19 protein-coding genes and 1 tRNA gene are annotated in these 16,835 nt (G+C 59.3%); 13 read left to right on the top strand and 7 right to left on the bottom strand.

Going from position 1 to position 16,835, the window contains the following annotated elements:
• The 3 genes from pgaC (at position 1) to BFL40_RS03550 (ending at position 2,194) form a co-directional block, all read left to right on the top strand.
• Positions 1-1,341 (top strand): poly-beta-1,6-N-acetyl-D-glucosamine synthase, encoded by a 1,341-nt coding sequence (gene pgaC, locus BFL40_RS03560; RefSeq protein WP_071482878.1) that lies wholly within the window; start codon positions 1-3, stop codon positions 1,339-1,341.
• 2 nt (positions 1,342-1,343) lie between these two features.
• Positions 1,344-1,826, top strand: coding sequence for a poly-beta-1,6-N-acetyl-D-glucosamine biosynthesis protein PgaD (gene pgaD / locus BFL40_RS03555; RefSeq protein WP_071482877.1), 483 nt, complete (start codon positions 1,344-1,346; stop codon positions 1,824-1,826).
• A 155-nt stretch (positions 1,827-1,981) separates the two neighbouring features.
• On the top strand, positions 1,982-2,194 hold the full coding sequence (locus BFL40_RS03550; RefSeq protein WP_139213515.1) for a hypothetical protein: 213 nt from the start codon (positions 1,982-1,984) through the stop codon (positions 2,192-2,194).
• A 42-nt stretch (positions 2,195-2,236) separates the two neighbouring features.
• Here BFL40_RS03550 and BFL40_RS03545 read toward each other — a convergent pair whose 3' ends face one another.
• Together BFL40_RS03545 and BFL40_RS03540 are read right to left on the bottom strand one after the other, a co-directional pair.
• The gene (locus tag BFL40_RS03545; RefSeq protein WP_071482875.1) at positions 2,237-2,824 is read right to left on the bottom strand and encodes a hypothetical protein; all 588 of its coding nucleotides are present in this window, start codon (positions 2,822-2,824) and stop codon (positions 2,237-2,239) included.
• Positions 2,825-2,840: 16 nt separating this feature from the next.
• Positions 2,841-3,452, bottom strand: coding sequence for a hypothetical protein (locus BFL40_RS03540; protein WP_071482874.1), 612 nt, complete (start codon positions 3,450-3,452; stop codon positions 2,841-2,843).
• 172 nt (positions 3,453-3,624) lie between these two features.
• On the opposite strand from BFL40_RS03540, the gene BFL40_RS03535 reads away from it, so the two are divergent.
• Genes BFL40_RS03535 through BFL40_RS03520 form a run of 4 tightly spaced genes read left to right on the top strand, consistent with a single transcriptional unit; the run spans position 3,625 to position 5,967 of the window.
• The gene (locus BFL40_RS03535; RefSeq protein WP_071482873.1) at positions 3,625-4,206 is read left to right on the top strand and encodes a hypothetical protein; all 582 of its coding nucleotides are present in this window, start codon (positions 3,625-3,627) and stop codon (positions 4,204-4,206) included.
• Between the two features lie 41 nt (positions 4,207-4,247).
• Positions 4,248-4,928: a CsgG/HfaB family protein gene (locus tag BFL40_RS03530; RefSeq protein WP_071482872.1), complete on the top strand. Its 681-nt coding sequence runs from the start codon at positions 4,248-4,250 to the stop codon at positions 4,926-4,928.
• A gap of 29 nt (positions 4,929-4,957) precedes the next feature.
• The gene (locus tag BFL40_RS03525; protein WP_071482871.1) at positions 4,958-5,320 is read left to right on the top strand and encodes a DUF4810 domain-containing protein; all 363 of its coding nucleotides are present in this window, start codon (positions 4,958-4,960) and stop codon (positions 5,318-5,320) included.
• Positions 5,317-5,967, top strand: a complete 651-nt coding sequence (locus tag BFL40_RS03520) for a DUF799 domain-containing protein (RefSeq protein WP_071482870.1) — start codon at positions 5,317-5,319, stop codon at positions 5,965-5,967. The genes BFL40_RS03525 and BFL40_RS03520 overlap by 4 nt, the downstream gene beginning before the upstream one ends.
• A 52-nt stretch (positions 5,968-6,019) precedes the next feature.
• Here the strand turns inward: BFL40_RS03520 and BFL40_RS34250 are convergent, their stop codons facing one another.
• Together BFL40_RS34250 and BFL40_RS34245 are read right to left on the bottom strand one after the other, a co-directional pair.
• Positions 6,020-6,760: a M10 family metallopeptidase C-terminal domain-containing protein gene (locus tag BFL40_RS34250; protein WP_071482869.1), complete on the bottom strand. Its 741-nt coding sequence runs from the start codon at positions 6,758-6,760 to the stop codon at positions 6,020-6,022.
• Positions 6,757-7,344 (bottom strand): hypothetical protein, encoded by a 588-nt coding sequence (locus tag BFL40_RS34245; protein WP_235864705.1) that lies wholly within the window; start codon positions 7,342-7,344, stop codon positions 6,757-6,759. The genes BFL40_RS34250 and BFL40_RS34245 overlap by 4 nt, the downstream gene beginning before the upstream one ends.
• A 481-nt stretch (positions 7,345-7,825) precedes the next feature.
• Between BFL40_RS34245 and BFL40_RS03505 the strand changes: the two genes are divergently transcribed.
• Genes BFL40_RS03505 through BFL40_RS03495 form a run of 3 tightly spaced genes read left to right on the top strand, consistent with a single transcriptional unit; the run spans position 7,826 to position 10,665 of the window.
• The gene (locus BFL40_RS03505; protein ID WP_071482867.1) at positions 7,826-9,469 is read left to right on the top strand and encodes a vWA domain-containing protein; all 1,644 of its coding nucleotides are present in this window, start codon (positions 7,826-7,828) and stop codon (positions 9,467-9,469) included.
• Positions 9,470-9,490: 21 nt separating this feature from the next.
• The gene (locus tag BFL40_RS03500) at positions 9,491-10,063 is read left to right on the top strand and encodes an RNA polymerase sigma factor (RefSeq protein ID WP_071482866.1); all 573 of its coding nucleotides are present in this window, start codon (positions 9,491-9,493) and stop codon (positions 10,061-10,063) included.
• The gene (locus BFL40_RS03495; protein WP_071482865.1) at positions 10,060-10,665 is read left to right on the top strand and encodes a hypothetical protein; all 606 of its coding nucleotides are present in this window, start codon (positions 10,060-10,062) and stop codon (positions 10,663-10,665) included. The genes BFL40_RS03500 and BFL40_RS03495 overlap by 4 nt, the downstream gene beginning before the upstream one ends.
• 82 nt (positions 10,666-10,747) lie before the next feature.
• On the opposite strand, the gene BFL40_RS03490 is transcribed toward BFL40_RS03495, so the two are convergent.
• Together BFL40_RS03490 and BFL40_RS03485 are read right to left on the bottom strand one after the other, a co-directional pair.
• The gene (locus tag BFL40_RS03490; protein ID WP_071482905.1) at positions 10,748-11,290 is read right to left on the bottom strand and encodes a histidine phosphatase family protein; all 543 of its coding nucleotides are present in this window, start codon (positions 11,288-11,290) and stop codon (positions 10,748-10,750) included.
• Between the two features lie 17 nt (positions 11,291-11,307).
• Complete coding sequence (locus BFL40_RS03485; RefSeq protein WP_139213568.1) at positions 11,308-12,345, bottom strand: SDR family oxidoreductase; 1,038 nt, start codon at positions 12,343-12,345, stop codon at positions 11,308-11,310.
• A 131-nt stretch (positions 12,346-12,476) separates the two neighbouring features.
• Here BFL40_RS03485 and BFL40_RS03480 point away from each other — a divergent pair, with 131 nt between their 5' ends.
• The gene (locus BFL40_RS03480; RefSeq protein WP_235864706.1) at positions 12,477-13,400 is read left to right on the top strand and encodes a LysR family transcriptional regulator; all 924 of its coding nucleotides are present in this window, start codon (positions 12,477-12,479) and stop codon (positions 13,398-13,400) included.
• A gap of 58 nt (positions 13,401-13,458) precedes the next feature.
• Here BFL40_RS03480 and BFL40_RS03475 read toward each other — a convergent pair.
• Positions 13,459-13,535 (bottom strand) — tRNA-Arg (locus BFL40_RS03475).
• A 371-nt stretch (positions 13,536-13,906) separates the two neighbouring features.
• Between BFL40_RS03475 and gabD the strand changes: the two genes are divergently transcribed.
• Positions 13,907-15,349, top strand: a complete 1,443-nt coding sequence (gene gabD, locus BFL40_RS03470) for an NADP-dependent succinate-semialdehyde dehydrogenase (RefSeq protein WP_071482863.1) — start codon at positions 13,907-13,909, stop codon at positions 15,347-15,349.
• Positions 15,350-15,534: 185 nt separating this feature from the next.
• Positions 15,535-16,812: a 4-aminobutyrate--2-oxoglutarate transaminase gene (gene gabT / locus BFL40_RS03465; RefSeq protein ID WP_071482862.1), complete on the top strand. Its 1,278-nt coding sequence runs from the start codon at positions 15,535-15,537 to the stop codon at positions 16,810-16,812.
• Positions 16,813-16,835 lie beyond the last annotated feature (23 nt).

Genomic DNA, 16,835 nt, shown 5'->3' with positions numbered 1-16,835 from the left:
ATGTTCGACAGAATCCTGGCTTTATTCGTGTTGGCACTGGTGTTGGGCGTACCCCTTGGCCTGATCTTCCTGGTCACCGGGCAATTCCTGATGGACTTCGTGTTTTTCTACCCGCTGTTCATGTCGGCGCTGTGGATCTCTGGTGGCCTGTACTTCTGGTTGCACTGGGAGCGTCACTGGCCCTGGAAGGAAGACACGCCGGCGCCGACCTTGGCTGGAAATCCGCTGATTTCGATCATCATTCCTTGCTACAACGAGGGTGATAACGTCGGTGACACCATTCATGCGGCACTGAACCAGTTGTACCCGAACATCGAAGTGATCGCTGTCAACGACGGCTCCCAAGACAACACCGCTGCGGTACTCGATGCCCTGGCGTTGGAGAATCCTCGCCTGCGGGTGCTGCACCTGGCGCAGAACCAGGGCAAGGCCGTGGCCTTGCGCATGGGCGCTGTGGCCGCGCGCAGTGAGTACTTGGTGTGCATCGATGGCGACGCATTGCTCGACAAAAATGCAGCGGCCTACATGGTTGCACCGATGCTCGATAACCCGCGCCTGGGTGCCGTGACCGGCAACCCACGTATTCGTACGCGCTCGACGCTGATCGGCCGGGTGCAGGTGGGCGAGTTCTCCTCGATCATTGGGTTGATCAAGCGTACCCAGCGGGTGTTCGGCCGGATCTTCACGGTCTCGGGTGTGGTGGTGGCGTTTCGCAAGAAGGCGCTGGACCGCATCGACTACTGGAGCACCGACATGATCACCGAGGACATCGATGTCAGTTGGAAGCTGCAACTCGATCACTGGGCCATCTTCTACGAGCCCCGCGCCTTGTGCTGGATCCTGATGCCCGAGACGGTCGGCGGCCTGTGGAAACAGCGCTTGCGCTGGGCCCAGGGAGGCGCCGAGGTGTTGTTCAAAAATATCCGTGGCATCTGGCAATGGCGCCATCGTTACCTGTGGCCGCTATTGTTCGAATACTGCCTGTCCACCGGTTGGGCTTTCACCTTCCTGCTCTCTGTCATCTTCTGGGGCGTGGGTAAGTTCGTGGTACTGCCACCGGCACTTGTCGTGGAGTCCCTGGTGCCCCCCGCGTTTACCGGCCTGGTGCTGGCGATGGTGTGTCTGCTGCAGTTTGCGGTCAGCATCCTGATCGACCGGCGCTACGAGAAAGACCTGTGGAAAACCCTGTTCTGGACCGTGTGGTACCCGATGGTGTTCTGGCTGGTCAGTTTGCTGACCACCCTGGTCAGCTTTCCCAAGGTGCTCTTCAGTCAGCACCAGAAGCGCGCGCGCTGGGTCAGCCCGGATCGCGGTATTAAACCTAGTGAAGAGGAGGCGTGACCATGAAACTGGTCAGAACTCGCCAAAACTCAGTGATGTGGATCATCGATGTACTGCTGACGCTGCTGGCCTGGGGCGGGCTGATCTGGCTGCTGGCCCGCGGGATTACCGCGATGCTTGAAACCCATGGCGGCCCACGCCTGGACGCGCCGATTTTTTCGGCGCTCAACACCTTGCAGGTGTACCTGTGGATTGCCTTGTTCAATGCAGTGATCCTGATCAGTTGGGCACGTTATCAACAACACCGCGGCCGCAAGTTCGCCCAGCGCCGCGCCGAGGCCAATGCGCTCAGCGATAAGCACCTGAGTGAAAGCTTCAAGTTGGGGGACGGCGAACTGGAGCAGTTGCGCCGACCCGGTGTGTTGGTCATCCACAACGACGAAGAGGGCGGCGTGGAGGGCGTGAAATCGCATGTTTCCCGCGATGTGGAGCACCCGGGGCTGACCTTGGTGCCGGGACCGGGAAAAGACAAAGACATTGGCTGAATGCCCTCGGGTTTCTGTGGCGATCCTTGCACTTGAATGCCATCAGGGGCGAACCGACCATTTTGGCCAGCATCTAGCCAATGCCATGCAAAGGCCCTTATCGGGCCGGGCGCTGTGCTGGCCCTGAATCCCGCTTGTTCATTCTCGGGACTCTTATGAGAGCCACTTTCGCGTTCCCCGTAGCCATGGCGTTCGCTGTGTTAATGGCCGGTTGCAGCAGCCATCGGCTAGCCGAGCAAAACTTCTCGAAGCCGGTGGTTCCGCTGGTTACCAATGACCAACAAGCCAGCCTGACGTTCCGCACCAAGGGCGGCGCAGGGGACAACCCCGTGACGTATTCGGTGGCGGTAACGGTTGCTGTCGATTAAGGGAAGGTGGGCGTCGGCTCGCCGGCGCCTACCGAGTGACTATCAAAGCAACTTGCGTTGCACGGCCTCATCCAGCGTGCTGCGCGTCAGTGCTTCAACCACTTGCCGCGTGTCCGTCTGGAACGGGATGCCCACGATCAGCACCAGGTGCATCCAGGTGCGCACGGATTCGCTTTTGCTGACCCGGCCCAACTCTTTACCGTCCTTGTCCTTGAACACGGTCTGCAGGGTGAAGGTGTTCTTCGCCGTGGATGGGATGATGAAGAACGTGACGCCAGTGATGATCGCCGAGGCCATGCTGAACTGTTCGTTGTTGTACAGCGTGGCTTCGGCGTAGATGTCCGAGTCGACCTTGTCAGTGCTCACCCGCGAGAAGCGGTTGGACTGACGGAACGAGTCAGCCACCGCTTTTTCCCACAAGGCGGCGGGGGCGCCGGGGGCGGTGTTGCCGGGGCCGCTGTTGACCTGGTTCAACGCTGTGGTGCGCACGTACGCCGTGGGTTTTTGCGCTGGCGCGTTGGCGGTCGGCGGCCAGGTTTGTACCGGTGGCAGTTCGTGTTGCGAGTAGGACACGCAACCGCCCAACAATAACGCTGCCAGTACCACGCTGTGCTTGATCAGTCCTTTCATGTGGTGCTCCTTGAATTTACGGTTTGGCCAGTTTGGCGGTGGCGTTGTCGAGCAGTTGTGCGACCAGTTCGTTCAACTGTTTGGCGCCCATGGTTGGGGCCCAGTATTCACGGCCGTAGAGGCCCACGTTGCGTTCAAACTTGACCTCTTGCTTGGCGCTCGCCAGTTCCTTGCCGTCGCGGTCGACGATCACCAGGTCGCCGGCCACGTCGAAGGTGTCGACGAAAATCGGGCCGTTGACCCAGATCCAGATTGTCAGCGTTAGCAGCGCACCGGGCACGTAGGCAGGGTGCACGCCACGATGGCCCTTGAGGGACGTCATGTTGAATTTGAGCGATACGTCGTTTTCTTCTAGCCGCACCGGGTACTCGGTGACCTGCTTGAAGTAGCCCGCCGTGCGCACGTACTGGTTGAGCTGGACCGTGAGCGAGCGGCTGATCGCGGTTTTGTTGGCATCGTTGACGTCGGCGGCGTTCACCGTCACATCGGCGATTTGCGCGCTGCGCGGGCTGCTGACTGACGCGGGTTGGAGCGGGGCGCCGATGGGGCCGGTGACGGTGTAGGACACGCATCCTGTCATCGACAGCGCAGCGACCAGGGCCGCAGCGCGGTAGAGGCTTTTCAACACACTATTTCCCTATTAATGAGCGAATCAAGCCAGTGTCTCGACCGGGCGGCGCATAACTTGAGGTGTGTGCGTTACGGCACAGCGGTCACCGAAACAACTTGAGAAGCCCTCTCAACCCCGTAAAATGCCGCGGTTGTTTAAAACACGATACTTTTCAGGGACGAAATCAGACATGCGCGCGTTTGCCGTATTCCTTGCCGTCTGCCTAATGGCAGGCTGCGCCTCCAAGCCGGATTACTACATCTCCCCGGCGCCGGTCACCATTCCCAAGACTGCTACCTACTGGCTCGACACTTTTGACGTTGATGTTAAGGGGCAGAACGAGCGCTTTTTGCCGGATGACAAAGTTCGCCAGCAATTGGGTATCGATTTGGTGGACCGTCTGCTCAAGGCCAAGCGCTATGCCACCAGCAAAGCTTCCGCTGACTACATCCTGGATGTGGATGTCATCTACGCGCGGCGTATTCAGGACACCCAGGGTGCTTTGATCAGCACGCTTATCGAAGACAACAAATACCTGGTCGGTGTCGACTTCAACTACAAGGTCAAAGTCAGGAAAGGCAACGCCGAAGTCTTGCACTTTGCCCAGGCGCGTGAAGGTCTGATGCCTGCAGGGGGCGCGGGGAATTGGCAGAACCTCAAGACGGTCGGCGGGATTCTTACCCGCAGCGGCAACTCCAACGTCGAGGGCTTCTACACGGGGCTGTTGAGCCGCTTTATCGTCGATGATTTACGCAACATTCCATCCCGCTAGTTTCATCTGCCGCAACAGATCTCTCACCCCAGGAGCACTACGTGAAAACACTGTCCAAAATCCTGCTGTCGGGCCTCACCGCCGCAGCGCTGCTGACCGTGGCCGGTTGTGCCACGGAGAGCAATCGCGCCATGCCGGTGGAGCAAGTCGCCAGCGCCAATGTCGCTTATTCCGGCGTACGCGTGCCGATTGCCGTGGGCAAGTTCGATAACCGCTCCAGCTACATGCGCGGCATCTTCTCCGACGGCGTCGACCGCCTCGGTGGCCAGGCCAAGACGATCCTGATCACCCACCTGCAGCAGACCAACCGCTTCAGCGTGCTGGACCGCGACAACATGGGCGAAATCTCCCAGGAAGCCGCGATCAAAGGCACCGTGCAAAAGCTCAAAGGCGCTGATTTTGTGGTAACTGGCGACGTGACCGAATTCGGCCGTAAAGAAACCGGCGACCGCCAGCTGTTCGGCATCCTCGGCCGTGGCAAGACCCAGGTGGCTTACGCCAAAGTCGCGCTGAATATCGTCAACATCAGTACTTCCGAAGTGGTGTATTCCACCCAGGGCGCCGGTGAATACGCCCTGTCCAACCGTGAAATCGTGGGCTTCGGCGGCACCGCCAGCTACGACTCCACCCTCAATGGCAAGGTCCTGGACCTGGCCATGCGCGAAGCGATCAACCGCCTCGTCGACGGCATCAACGCCGGCGCCTGGAACCCGCGTAACTGATCAGCAACACCTCAAGGAGCAGTACACGGATGAGCAAGGCAGTGAAGTTGGCGCTGATGCTGACAACAATCGCGACGGTCGCCGGGTGCCACACGGCGCCCCAACCCCTGTATCAATGGGAAAGCTACCAACCGCAGGTTTACGAGTACTTCAAGGGCGAGCCGAAGGAAGCGCAGGTCGAGGCTCTGGAGCGCGATCTGCAAAAGATCAACGCCAGTGGCCGCAAGGCGCCTCCGGGGTACCACGCCCACCTGGGCATGCTGTACCTGAGCATGGGCAAGGATGACCAGATGGTGCAGGAGTTCCGTACCGAGAAGGCATTGTTCCCTGAGTCCGCCTCGTACATGGACTTTCTGTTGAAAAACGCCAAGACCGGAGTCGCCACTAAATGAGCCTATTAAAACTCACTGGTGCCTTGCTGGCCCTGGCCTTGCTCGGCGGTTGCGCGGCCCCCAAGACCATCGACTACACGGCGTACAAGCAGTCGCGACCGAAGTCGATCCTGGTACTGCCGCCGGTCAACGAATCGCCGGAAGTGCAGGCGTCGTACAGCATGGTTTCCCAGGTCACCTACCCGTTGGCCGAAGCCGGTTACTACGTGTTGCCGATTGCCTTGGTGGACGAAACCTTCCGCCAGAACGGCCTGACTACCGCCAACGATATTCAGGCTGTGGCGCCGGGCAAGCTGCATGACATCTTTGGTGCGGATGCGGCGCTGTACATCACCGTCAGCGAGTACGGCACCAAGTACATGCTGATCTCCAGCGACACTGCCGTGACGGCCTCGGCCAAACTGGTAGACCTGCGTACCGGCACCACCCTGTGGACCGGTTCTGCACGGGCTTCCAGCGAAGAAGGCAATAACAACAATGGTGGCCTGGTGGGCATGTTGATCTCGGCGGCGGTCAAGCAGGTGATCAACAGCTCCACCGATGCGGCGCATCCGATTGCCGGTATCACCAGTGCGCGCCTGCTGTCAGCGGGGCAACGCACCGGGATCCTGTATGGTCCGCGTAATCCGAAGTACGGTACGGATTGATTTGTCGAAACAGCCTTTGCTGACCACATGTCAGCAAAGGCTTTCTACACCCTCAGTTCACAAAAATATCCTTGGGCTTGATCACTTGCGTGCTGTTCACCAGGAAGTCCGGGTTGCGGTTGCCCGTCAGGTCTATGGCGACGAAGTAGCGATAGGTTTGCGGGTTGTAACTCACGATTGTCTCTCCAGCACGCCCGGTGAATTCAGTCACGAGGGTGAGGTGTGTATTGGCTTCTTTCTCTATTGCGCGCAGATCAATTTTGTCGATGCCGCTGGTGAAATCCATGATTTCGTCCGGGGCTGCAGGGGCTGAGTCGCTGGCGCGGTTGTAGACGAACGTGTCGGCGCCTCTGCCGCCACGCAACCGATCGGCGCCACCCCCGCCCGTGAGCCGGTTATCGGCGTCGTTACCGATCAGTGCATCGTGGCCGGAGCCGCCAATGGCATTTTCGATGAGGCAATTCCGGGCGATCGAGACATTACCTTGCAAGCCACCGACATCGGAGAACGAGCCAGCCCTGAGGTTGATGACTTGGTTGTTGCCGTAACCCGAGACATCCAGGGTGTCGTTACCGGCGCCGTCCCATATGCAAAAGGCGGCGGTATCAAGGTGGTTTTTTAGGGAGTAGTAGTCCCTTCCGCTATTGGCGTTGAAACCGTAGGTGTTGTTTTCTCGACGGGTTTGATGATTGGCGCCGTACATGTTTTGAACGGCGCTGATGTCATCCATCATGGGGGCTTTCGGTCGTTCCCCAAGCAGTTTGCCGCTGCCTTGAGCCTCGAAATAGCTCATGACGGTATGGGCTTCGAGTCCTGTGCGTAGACACGCTGCTCCTCTGAAGCTTGGCCGTTGTAGTGACCCGGATGCGTCAGGCCGAGGGTGTGACCGATTTCGTGGGTTATCACCGGGCGCGCGACAAAACTTGGGTTGTAAACGGTATCGCCGCCATCGGCATTGGGGCTGGGATAGAAACCTTGGGCAGCGGTTTCGTTGTTAGAAATCCGGAAGGACAATCGTCCCTCTGCCAGGCGGCCGTTTTCAGTGAAGGCCAGGTTAGCCACATCACTCCAGGATTGGATGGAGCGTCGGGCTTCTTGTTTTTGCGTTTCGTTAAAACTGCCATCTCGGTCGTTTTTGAAGTGGTAGGAAATCTCTGTCTTGCCATTTCGGTTCCAGTCCTGCCATTTACTCGTGCCTTGTGTGAGTTGCTCAACTGCCCGTTGTTTATCAAAAGACTGCTTGTTGATCTTGCTTATATGCGGATCGTCCGAGCGCTGAGTAGCGTCATAGTAACCGCTGCTTGCGGTGCGGTTGCCTGTAGCGGGGGCGTCCCAGCGGCGATTCTGTTGGTTGTATTGCTGTTGAGCTGGACGCACAAAGCGGTGCCGGATGAAAGGTTGAAAGAGCGGTCGGAAGATCATCTGTAAAGGTGAGGGGCGGGAGGAGTGCCGAGTCTGTTGGGCGGCATGCGGATGGAGGGGATAAAAAGAGGGTCTGGAATCTATTCTCAATGTGGTAACTCTCAGTGGGTCATTGCACTTTTCCTTTCTTGAACGAATCCGCAAACTCCATGTTGCTAAGTGCAAAACTGCCAGTGTGAGAATAGATTTCCAAAGGTCGATATGTGACTGCGTAAGTCTTGCGTATGAAGTTTATAAGGTGTTGAAGTTGATGTTTTTTATAGACGAAATGTTTAATTTAATCACTTAACCCCGTCGCTGCTGGATGGGCGTCAGTCGGTTGAATTGCCAGTTGTAGCCCGTTTCGACCTATCCACAAACACCGGTCTTTAACCCGAATCCCTGAAGCCTTGCGTCTGACCTTGTGAACGGATTATTCACACACGAGGTTAAGCCAATGTCCCGTCCTCTTCTGCACGTGCGTCCTGCTGCCCAGGGCTTCGCCGTTACCTTGCTGGTAGCGCTGGCGGGTTGTGGGTTGCCTTCCTCCCGTGATGTGGAAAAGCCTGTCGAAGCAGCCCCTGTTTCCGAGCTGAAAAGCTACCCTGCGCTCAGCAAACGCATGGCCTTGCCTGCACCCATGGCCACGGGCTTGGTGATGCAGGACTCGGCGGCGATGGCGTACCGCAGCGAGCCGCGCGAGCAATACGAAAACCTGCCGGACAACCCGGTGCATCGCGTCGCCGAAACTCCCGTCTCCACCTTCAGCGTCGACGTCGACACCGGCAGTTATGCCAATGTAAGACGTTTCCTCAACCAAGGCAGCTTGCCGCCTGAGGGGGCTGTGCGACTGGAGGAAATGGTCAATTACTTCCCTTACAACTACGCATTGCCCACCGATGGTTCGCCTTTTGGCGTGACCACCGAAGTCGCCGCCACACCCTGGAACCCGCACACCCAACTGCTGCGCATCGGCATCAAAGCGTCCGACCGCGCCGTGGCGGACCTGGCGCCGGCCAACCTGGTGTTCTTGGTGGATGTGTCCGGCTCCATGGACCGCCGCGAAGGCTTGCCGTTGGTGAAAAGCACCCTGAAATTGCTGGTAGACCAGTTGCGGACTCAGGACCGTGTGTCGCTGGTGGTCTACGCCGGTGAGTCCCGTGTGGTGCTCAAACCCACTTCCGGTCGCGACAAGACGAAGATCCGCAACGCTATTGACCAACTCACCGCCGGCGGCTCAACTGCGGGCGCTTCCGGCATCGAACTGGCCTACCAGATGGCCCGCGCAGGTTTCATCGACAAGGGCATCAACCGCATCCTGCTGGCCACCGACGGTGACTTCAACGTGGGCATCAGCGACTTCGACAGCCTCAAGCAAATGGCCGTCGAGCAGCGCAAAAGCGGTGTATCCCTGACCACCCTGGGGTTTGGTGTGGATAACTACAACGAACACCTGATGGAGCAACTGGCCGACGCGGGCGACGGCAACTACGCCTACATCGATAACCTGCGCGAAGCGCGCAAGGTGCTGGTGGACCAACTCAGCTCGACCCTGACGGTGGTGGCGCGGGATGTGAAATTGCAGGTGGAGTTCAACCCGGCACGCGTCAGCGAATATCGCCTGCTGGGCTATGAAAATCGCGCCTTGAAGCGTGAGGATTTCAACAACGACAAAGTCGACGCCGGTGAAATCGGTGCAGGGCATACGGTCACCGCGTTGTACGAAATTGTGCCGAAGGGCGAGCAGGGGTGGTTGGAGCCGTTGCGTTACGCCGCCGCGCCTGCGGTTGAAAGCACATCCGCTGAGCTGGCGATGTTGCGGGTGCGCTACAAGCCTGCGGCGGGGGGTGAGAGTCAACTGATTGAGCGGCCCATCAGCAACGAGTCCACCAAGGCAAGCGACGACCTGCGTTTCTCGGCGGCAGTGGCTGCCTTCGCTCAACAGCTCAAAGGCGATGGCCGCTACACTGGCAGCATGAGTTTGCAGGACACCGCCGCACTGGCCCGCTCGGCGCGAGGGGATGACCCGTTTGGGTTGCGCAACGAGTTCGTGCAATTGGTGGAATTGGCGCAGGGCCTCAAGACCCCTGCCAAACATTGATAAAGGGAGTTAGCCATCGATATGCCCGCTCCAAACGATTTACCCAGCGACGAGTCGCTGCTGGCTCGCTACCGAACCGGTGACGGTGCTGCGTTCGAGGTTTTGTACGCGCGGCACCGCCAGGGCCTGTATCGGTTCCTTGTGTCCCTGAGCAACAAGGCTGAACTGGCCGAGGAAATCTATCAGGAGACCTGGCTCAGCCTGATTCGAAGCAGCACGCAGCCAGAGGGGCGCGCGAGTTTTCGTACTTGGCTGTTCCAGATTGCCCGCAACCGGCTAATCGATCATTGGCGCAAGCACGGAATTCACAACCCACTGCACGACAGCTACGACGAACAACTGCATGCTCAGCCCGACGATAGCGCCGGCCCTGAACAGCAACTGAGCTTGAGCCGCGACCAGGCCCGACTCGACGCCGCGCTGCAAGACTTGCCCGAAGACCAGCGTGAAGTCTTCCTGCTGCGCCTGCATGGCGACCTCGAAGTGCCGCAAATCGCCGCCCTCACCAAAGCCCCGCTGGAAACCGTAAAAAGCCGCCTGCGTTATGCCCAGCAGAAACTGCGCCGCCTGCTGGCCGAGGAGATATCCGCATGACCGACTCCCGACACACACCGGACCCCGACGACGTGTTGCTCCAACATTTTCGTCAACACACCACCGGCGAACCGCCTGCGTCCCTCGACGCCTTCATCCTCAACGCCGCCCGCTGCGAAGCCCCGGCACCGCAACTGAGCCTGTGGCAACGCTGGCTGCACGCCTGCCAACAACCACGCTGGCAGATGGCATTTGCGACCGTCGCCGGTGTGGCGCTGATGATCGGCGTGGTCATGCGCTCGCCCGTGCCGCAACCGGAAATATCCACAGCGACGTTTTCCGCGCTTCATGATGAGGCTGCGCGCCCGGCACCGCAGGCGTTCTCCGCACCGGCACCGATGGCCCGGATGGCCGTCGCACCCAGGGTTGAAAGTGCGCCGGTTCAAGCCGAAATCGCGGGTTCGTTGGCGCAAAAGTCGACAGCGAAACTGAGTAAGCGGGCGCCGGTTATATTGCCTTCGTTGGAGGAGGGGTTGCAGGAAATCGTGAACCTGCGTGAGGCCGGCGAGGCGAAGGCGGCGGATGAAAAGCTGCTGGCGTTGTATACGCGCTTTCCCGAGGAAGACTTGCCGGCGCGGTTGGAGGCCTTACAAAAGCGTTAAGTCGACGCCCACAAAAAAAACCCAGGTCTTTCGGCCTGGGGCTTTTCATTTAAGCCCTCTGGCTGCCGGCCGGTATCACCGCTTATACATCGCCATATCGATACACCGCCGCACTCCAATATTGGCTGCCGTTACGCTGTTGGCGAGTCCACCCGTCTGCGAGCAGCTGTTTGGCGATCATTCGATTCATAACGCCATGACCGAGCAGCAGAACCGGCCCTTCACCGGCAAGGGACTGCAGTCGTTGAGCCGCCGTGCTGGCGCGCAGCCTCGCGGCGCCGGCGGATTCGACATTGCGTGAGTAACCGCACAGCCATAAGACGCGAAAGATAAATGCCCAGGTAAACGGCGATAGTCGGGGAAGTCGCCAATCACCGTGAGGCAATTGCGCCTCGCAGAACAGCGCGTCAACCACAGCGGGCTCCAGTCCTAGCGCCTGGGCGGAAGTCAGCGCACGCGGTGCGTTACTTGAAACGATCACCGTGGCGGTTGCGGCGAGTTGCGTGCTGGCATCCGGGACGGGCTGGCGGGTGATTTCGGATCGGTTGTAGTGCTCGATCCAGTCTTTCATCTCGGACATTGAGATTTTATGGGTTGCAGCCAGCGCTGGCTCGCCGTGACGCATCAGGATTATTGTCTTGCTCACCGTTTGTTTTCGTCCTTGTTTTTTCTAAACCCGCCATGCTCCCGGTACCACGTCACCGTGTCAGAAATGGTCTGCTCCAGCACTCGAAAACTCAGGCCAAGTTCTTGTTCGCTTTTGCGGTGGTTAAAGCAGGTACGGTGCTCCTCTCGTATCAATAGTCGCAGCGTCGCCATGCTCAGCAAAATGGGCTTGCCGGTCAAGCGCGCATAGACTTCCTGCACCGCCGCCAAGACGTATAACGCGGGCAGTGGCAGTTGCCGAGCGGGTGTCTTGACGCCTGCTACACGTCCCAGAGCAGGTACCAACTGGCGCATGGTCATGTTCCGACCTGCCGCGAGATAGCGCTCTCCTCGCCGTCCATGTTTGGCTGCAGCAATCTGCGCCCAGGCCACATCACGGGCATCGACCACGGAGAAGGTGCCGGGAATCAGTCCGGGCAGCTTGCCGTTGACGACATCCTTGACCAACTGTCCCGAGGAGGTCGGGCCAATGTCGCCAGGCCCCCACATCCAGCCCGGCAGCACCATGCAGGCATGCATCTGGGGATGGGTTTCCAGAAACGTCAGCACGACATGGTCGGCGAGGATCTTGCTGCGGTAGTAGTCATCCGCATCAGCTTCGGCCCGCAGGCATGTCTCATCGATAGCGGTGCCAGGCGCCCCGTCGAGCACGGCAATCGAAGACGTATGGACAAACCGGCGTATCCCCGCGCGGTAGGCCTGGTGAATCAGGTCTCGCGTACCGGCGACATTGATCTTTTCGAGTGCCTCCCAGTGGCTGCCACCCTTGTAGTTATCGCGAAAGAACGCCGCCGTATGAAACACCGTATCGCAGCCTTGCAGCGACGCTGCGAACGCGTCGACATTGGCCATGTCGCCAACGACCAATTCCACACTCGGCAAATCGTTGAACTGCTGTTCACCTTTGGCCCTTGAGCGAACCAGCGCTTTGACCGCATAGCCACGCGCGACCAGTTCCCGTACCAGGTTGTTGCCCAACAATCCGGTTGCGCCGGTAACGAATGTGTTGCGCAGGGGGCCCATAGTCATACATTCCATTCCAGTCGTTTCGAAGGCCTGTAGATATACCGCTGAGGCCTCTGCGGAAAAACAGCGACTGCTGCATAATCGTTTTGCACATATGCAGACCAGGAAGGCTAAGCGGTATGGCGTTGCAAGCAAATTGGGACGATCTTCGTCTGCTGTTGGCCGTCTCGCGGCGTGGCAGCTTTCTTCAAGCGGGCCAACTGCTGGGTATCGCGGCGTCTACCGTCTCGCGTCGCCTGACCCAGTTGGAGGCCGCCCTAGGTGAGCCACTGGTCGAGCGGGGCGTTGAAGGATGCTGGTTGACCGCGCGGGGCCAATCCCTGGTGGAAGTTGCTTTGACAGCGGAAGCGGGGCTGAGGCGCCAGGCAGCCGCGGACTTGACCGGGTTGCAAGAGGAGCTGGTTGGCAGTGTCCTGGTCAGTGCGGGAGAGGGGTTCTCGTCTTGCGTGTTGGAGGCCGCGAGTCGCTTTACTGCCCTGCACCCACGTTGCTCCGTTGAGTTACTGGTAGCCGCCGACTTTCACAAGATCGTCCGTGGCGTGGCAGACATTGCTGTACGCACCGCTCACCTCGGCGAGCCATCGCTGATTTATCGACCGGTAGGCAGGCTCGCCTATGGTGTCTTCGCTGACGCGGGGTACCTGAAGCGGTTTCCAGGGGTGACTCCGGCTACGGCGGTCAATATTGCCCTGCTTCCTCCGCTGGACATGCTGCCGCAAATGCGTGCTGCAAAGGCTGCGGGGTTGGACCGTGCGCAGATCAGCGTGAATTCGTTTGCCGTACAACTTGAGTCTGTGAGACGAGGCATGGGAGTGGCGGTGCTGCCACGTATTCTGGCGCAGGGCCTGACGGAGTTGTTCCTGGATCTTCGACTTCCCGATATGGAGGTCTATCTGGTCACCCGTCCTCAGGCGTTGAAACAGGCCCACATCAAATGTTTCTTTGCCATCCTGGAGCAGGTGCTGCTCGAGTCTTTTTCCGACGTGCCGGAGCTGTCTAATTTAGACCGCTCAGTTCAGCCAGGGGCATTCTCCCCCCATTGAAATGGACGCCCACAAAAAAGCCCCAGGTCTTTCGACCTGGGGCTTTTTCATCTGTATCTGGTGCACCCGGCGGGATTCGAACCCACGACCCCTGCCTTCGGAGGGCAGTACTCTATCCAGCTGAGCTACGGATGCTTGTGCGGGCGACATCATACCCATGTCGACCTTGGGCGTCCATGCTGGTTTTTGGCCGCTGGTGGGTAGGAAATGGGCGTGCCGGGGCCCTGCGCCGGGCGGTAGGGGGCGGGGCGGTGGAGCCCGGTCGGATGACGCTGATCAGAAAGATTCGGCAAATGCGCCGTTTTCGTTCTTTTTTTCGAACAGACTATTGCCCTGCACCCCCATTGATCCTAGGATTCGTTTGAGATTTCAAACGCTCTGTCTCCCGTGCGCTATTCACTTATTCTCGCGTGCTGGGGCTGATTTCCCTGACGGCAGCCCACAAGGCGCCTTTCAACAACTCTAATTCGCTCCGCGTGCGCGCGGTGCTGTTAAGGAAAGCCGACATGCAGCTTAAAGATGCCCAGTTGTTTCGCCAGCAAGCCTTTATCGATGGCGCTTGGGTCGATGCGGACAACGGTCAAACCATCAAGGTCAACAACCCTGCCACGGGCGAAATTCTCGGTACCGTGCCGAAGATGGGCGCCGCCGAGACTCGTCGCGCTATCGAAGCCGCCGACAAGGCTCTGCCGGCCTGGCGTGCACTGACCGCCAAGGACCGCGCGAACAAGCTGCGTCGCTGGTTCGAACTGATCATCGAGAACCAAGAAGACCTGGCTCGCCTGATGACCCTGGAGCAAGGTAAGCCGCTGGCTGAAGCCAAGGGCGAAATCGTCTACGCCGCCTCGTTTATCGAGTGGTTCGCCGAAGAAGCCAAGCGTGTCTACGGTGACGTGATTCCTGGCCACCAGCCGGACAAGCGGCTGATCGTTATCAAGCAACCGATTGGCGTGACCGCGGCCATTACTCCGTGGAACTTCCCGGCCGCGATGATCACCCGTAAAGCCGGCCCGGCCCTGGCCGCCGGTTGCACCATGGTGCTCAAGCCTGCTTCGCAGACCCCGTTCTCGGCGTTTGCCCTGGCTGAATTGGCCCAGCGTGCGGGCATTCCGAAAGGCGTGTTCAGCGTGGTCTCCGGCAGCGCCGGCGACATCGGCAGCGAGCTGACCAGCAACCCGATCGTGCGTAAATTGTCCTTCACCGGTTCGACCGAAATCGGTCGCCAACTGATGGCTGAATGCGCCAAGGACATCAAGAAAGTCTCTCTGGAACTGGGCGGCAACGCGCCGTTCATCGTGTTCGACGACGCGGACCTGGATAAGGCCGTCGAAGGCGCGATCATCTCCAAGTACCGCAACAACGGTCAGACCTGCGTCTGCGCCAACCGCCTGTATATCCAGGATTCGGTGTACGACGTGTTCGCCGAGAAGCTCAAAGTGGCCGTGGCTAAATTGAAGATCGGCAACGGTCTGGAAGAAGGCACCACCACTGGCCCGCTGATCGACGAAAAAGCCGTGGCCAAGGTGCAGGAACACATCGCTGACGCCCTGAGCAAAGGCGCCACGTTGCTGGCCGGTGGCAAGGTCATGGAAGGCAACTTCTTTGAGCCGACTATCCTCACTAACGTGCCGAAAAACGCCGCTGTCGCGAAGGAAGAGACCTTCGGCCCACTGGCGCCGCTGTTCCGTTTCAAAGACGAAGCCGAAGTGATCGCGATGTCCAACGACACCGAGTTCGGTCTGGCTTCCTACTTCTATGCCCGCGATCTGGGCCGTGTGTTCCGTGTGGCTGAAGCACTGGAATACGGCATGGTCGGCGTCAACACTGGGTTGATCTCCAACGAAGTGGCGCCGTTCGGCGGCATCAAGGCCTCGGGCCTGGGCCGTGAAGGCTCCAAGTACGGGATCGAGGATTACCTGGAAATCAAATACCTCTGCCTGGGCATTTAACACGCCCGGCAAGGCATTGCTGCAAACGCAAAGGGCACGAGAGCGCTGACCCTTTGTGTGTTTCAAGACGTTATTCGTAGTGGCCGGGAAAGCTGTGGCAGTCGATCATCGCATGCTGCCGTAGTTGCCTCCCCGCCACGTATTCCTTGGACCACGCCACCCGATGAGTGGCGAATGAGGACTTTATGAGCAAGACCAATGCATCCCTGATGAAACGCCGTGAAGCCGCTGTACCGCGCGGTGTTGGCCAGATTCACCCGATCTTCGCCGAATCCGCGAAGAACGCCACCGTGACCGACGTTGAAGGTCGCGAGTTCATCGACTTCGCCGGCGGTATCGCCGTGCTGAATACCGGTCATGTGCACCCGAAAATCATCGCCGCCGTGACCGAGCAGTTGAACAAACTGACTCACACCTGCTTCCAGGTTCTGGCTTATGAGCCTTACGTGGAACTGTGCGAAAAAGTGAACGCCAAGGTTCCAGGTGATTTCGCCAAGAAAACCCTGCTGGTCACTACCGGTTCCGAAGCCGTAGAGAACGCCGTGAAAATCGCCCGCGCCGCCACTGGCCGTGCCGGCGTGATCGCCTTCACCGGCGCTTATCACGGTCGCACCATGATGACCCTGGGCCTCACCGGTAAAGTCGTGCCTTACTCGGCCGGCATGGGCCTGATGCCAGGCGGCGTGTTCCGCGCGCTGTTCCCGAACGAACTGCACGGTGTGAGCGATGACGACTCCATCGCCAGCATCGAGCGCATCTTCAAGAACGATGCCGAGCCGCGTGATATCGCTGCCATCATCATCGAGCCGGTCCAGGGTGAAGGCGGTTTCTACGTCGCGCCTAAAACCTTCATGAAGCGCCTGCGCGAGCTGTGCGACAAGCACGGCATTCTGCTGATAGCCGACGAAGTGCAAACCGGCGCCGGCCGTACCGGTACCTTCTTCGCCATGGAACAGATGGGCGTTGCCGCCGACCTGACCACCTTCGCCAAATCCATCGCTGGCGGCTTCCCGCTGGCCGGTGTGTGCGGCAAGGCCGAATACATGGACGCCATCGCCCCAGGCGGCCTGGGCGGCACCTACGCCGGTAGCCCGATCGCTTGCGCCGCGGCTTTGGCGGTGATGGAAGTGTTCGAAGAAGAGCACTTGCTGGACCGCTGTAAGGCTGTCGGCGAGCGCTTGGTCACTGGCCTGAAAGCTATCCAGGCCAAGTACCCGGTGATCGGTGAAGTGCGTGCCCTGGGCGCGATGATTGCGGTCGAACTGTTCGAAGATGGCGACAGCCACAAGCCGAACGCTGCTGCCGTTGCCTCCGTGGTGGCCAAGGCACGCGACAAAGGCCTGATCCTGCTGTCCTGCGGCACCTACGGCAACGTGTTGCGCGTACTGGTTCCGCTGACCTCGCCGGACGAGCAGTTGGACAAAGGCTTGGCGATCATCGAAGAGTGCTTCTCCGAGCTGTAAACGAATGTTGACTTGATCGACAT

The organism is Pseudomonas costantinii (assembly GCF_001870435.1).
In the GTDB taxonomy this organism is placed as follows: Bacteria; Pseudomonadota; Gammaproteobacteria; order Pseudomonadales; family Pseudomonadaceae; genus Aquipseudomonas; species Aquipseudomonas costantinii.
This window is presented reverse-complemented; position numbering and strand designations above follow the sequence as displayed.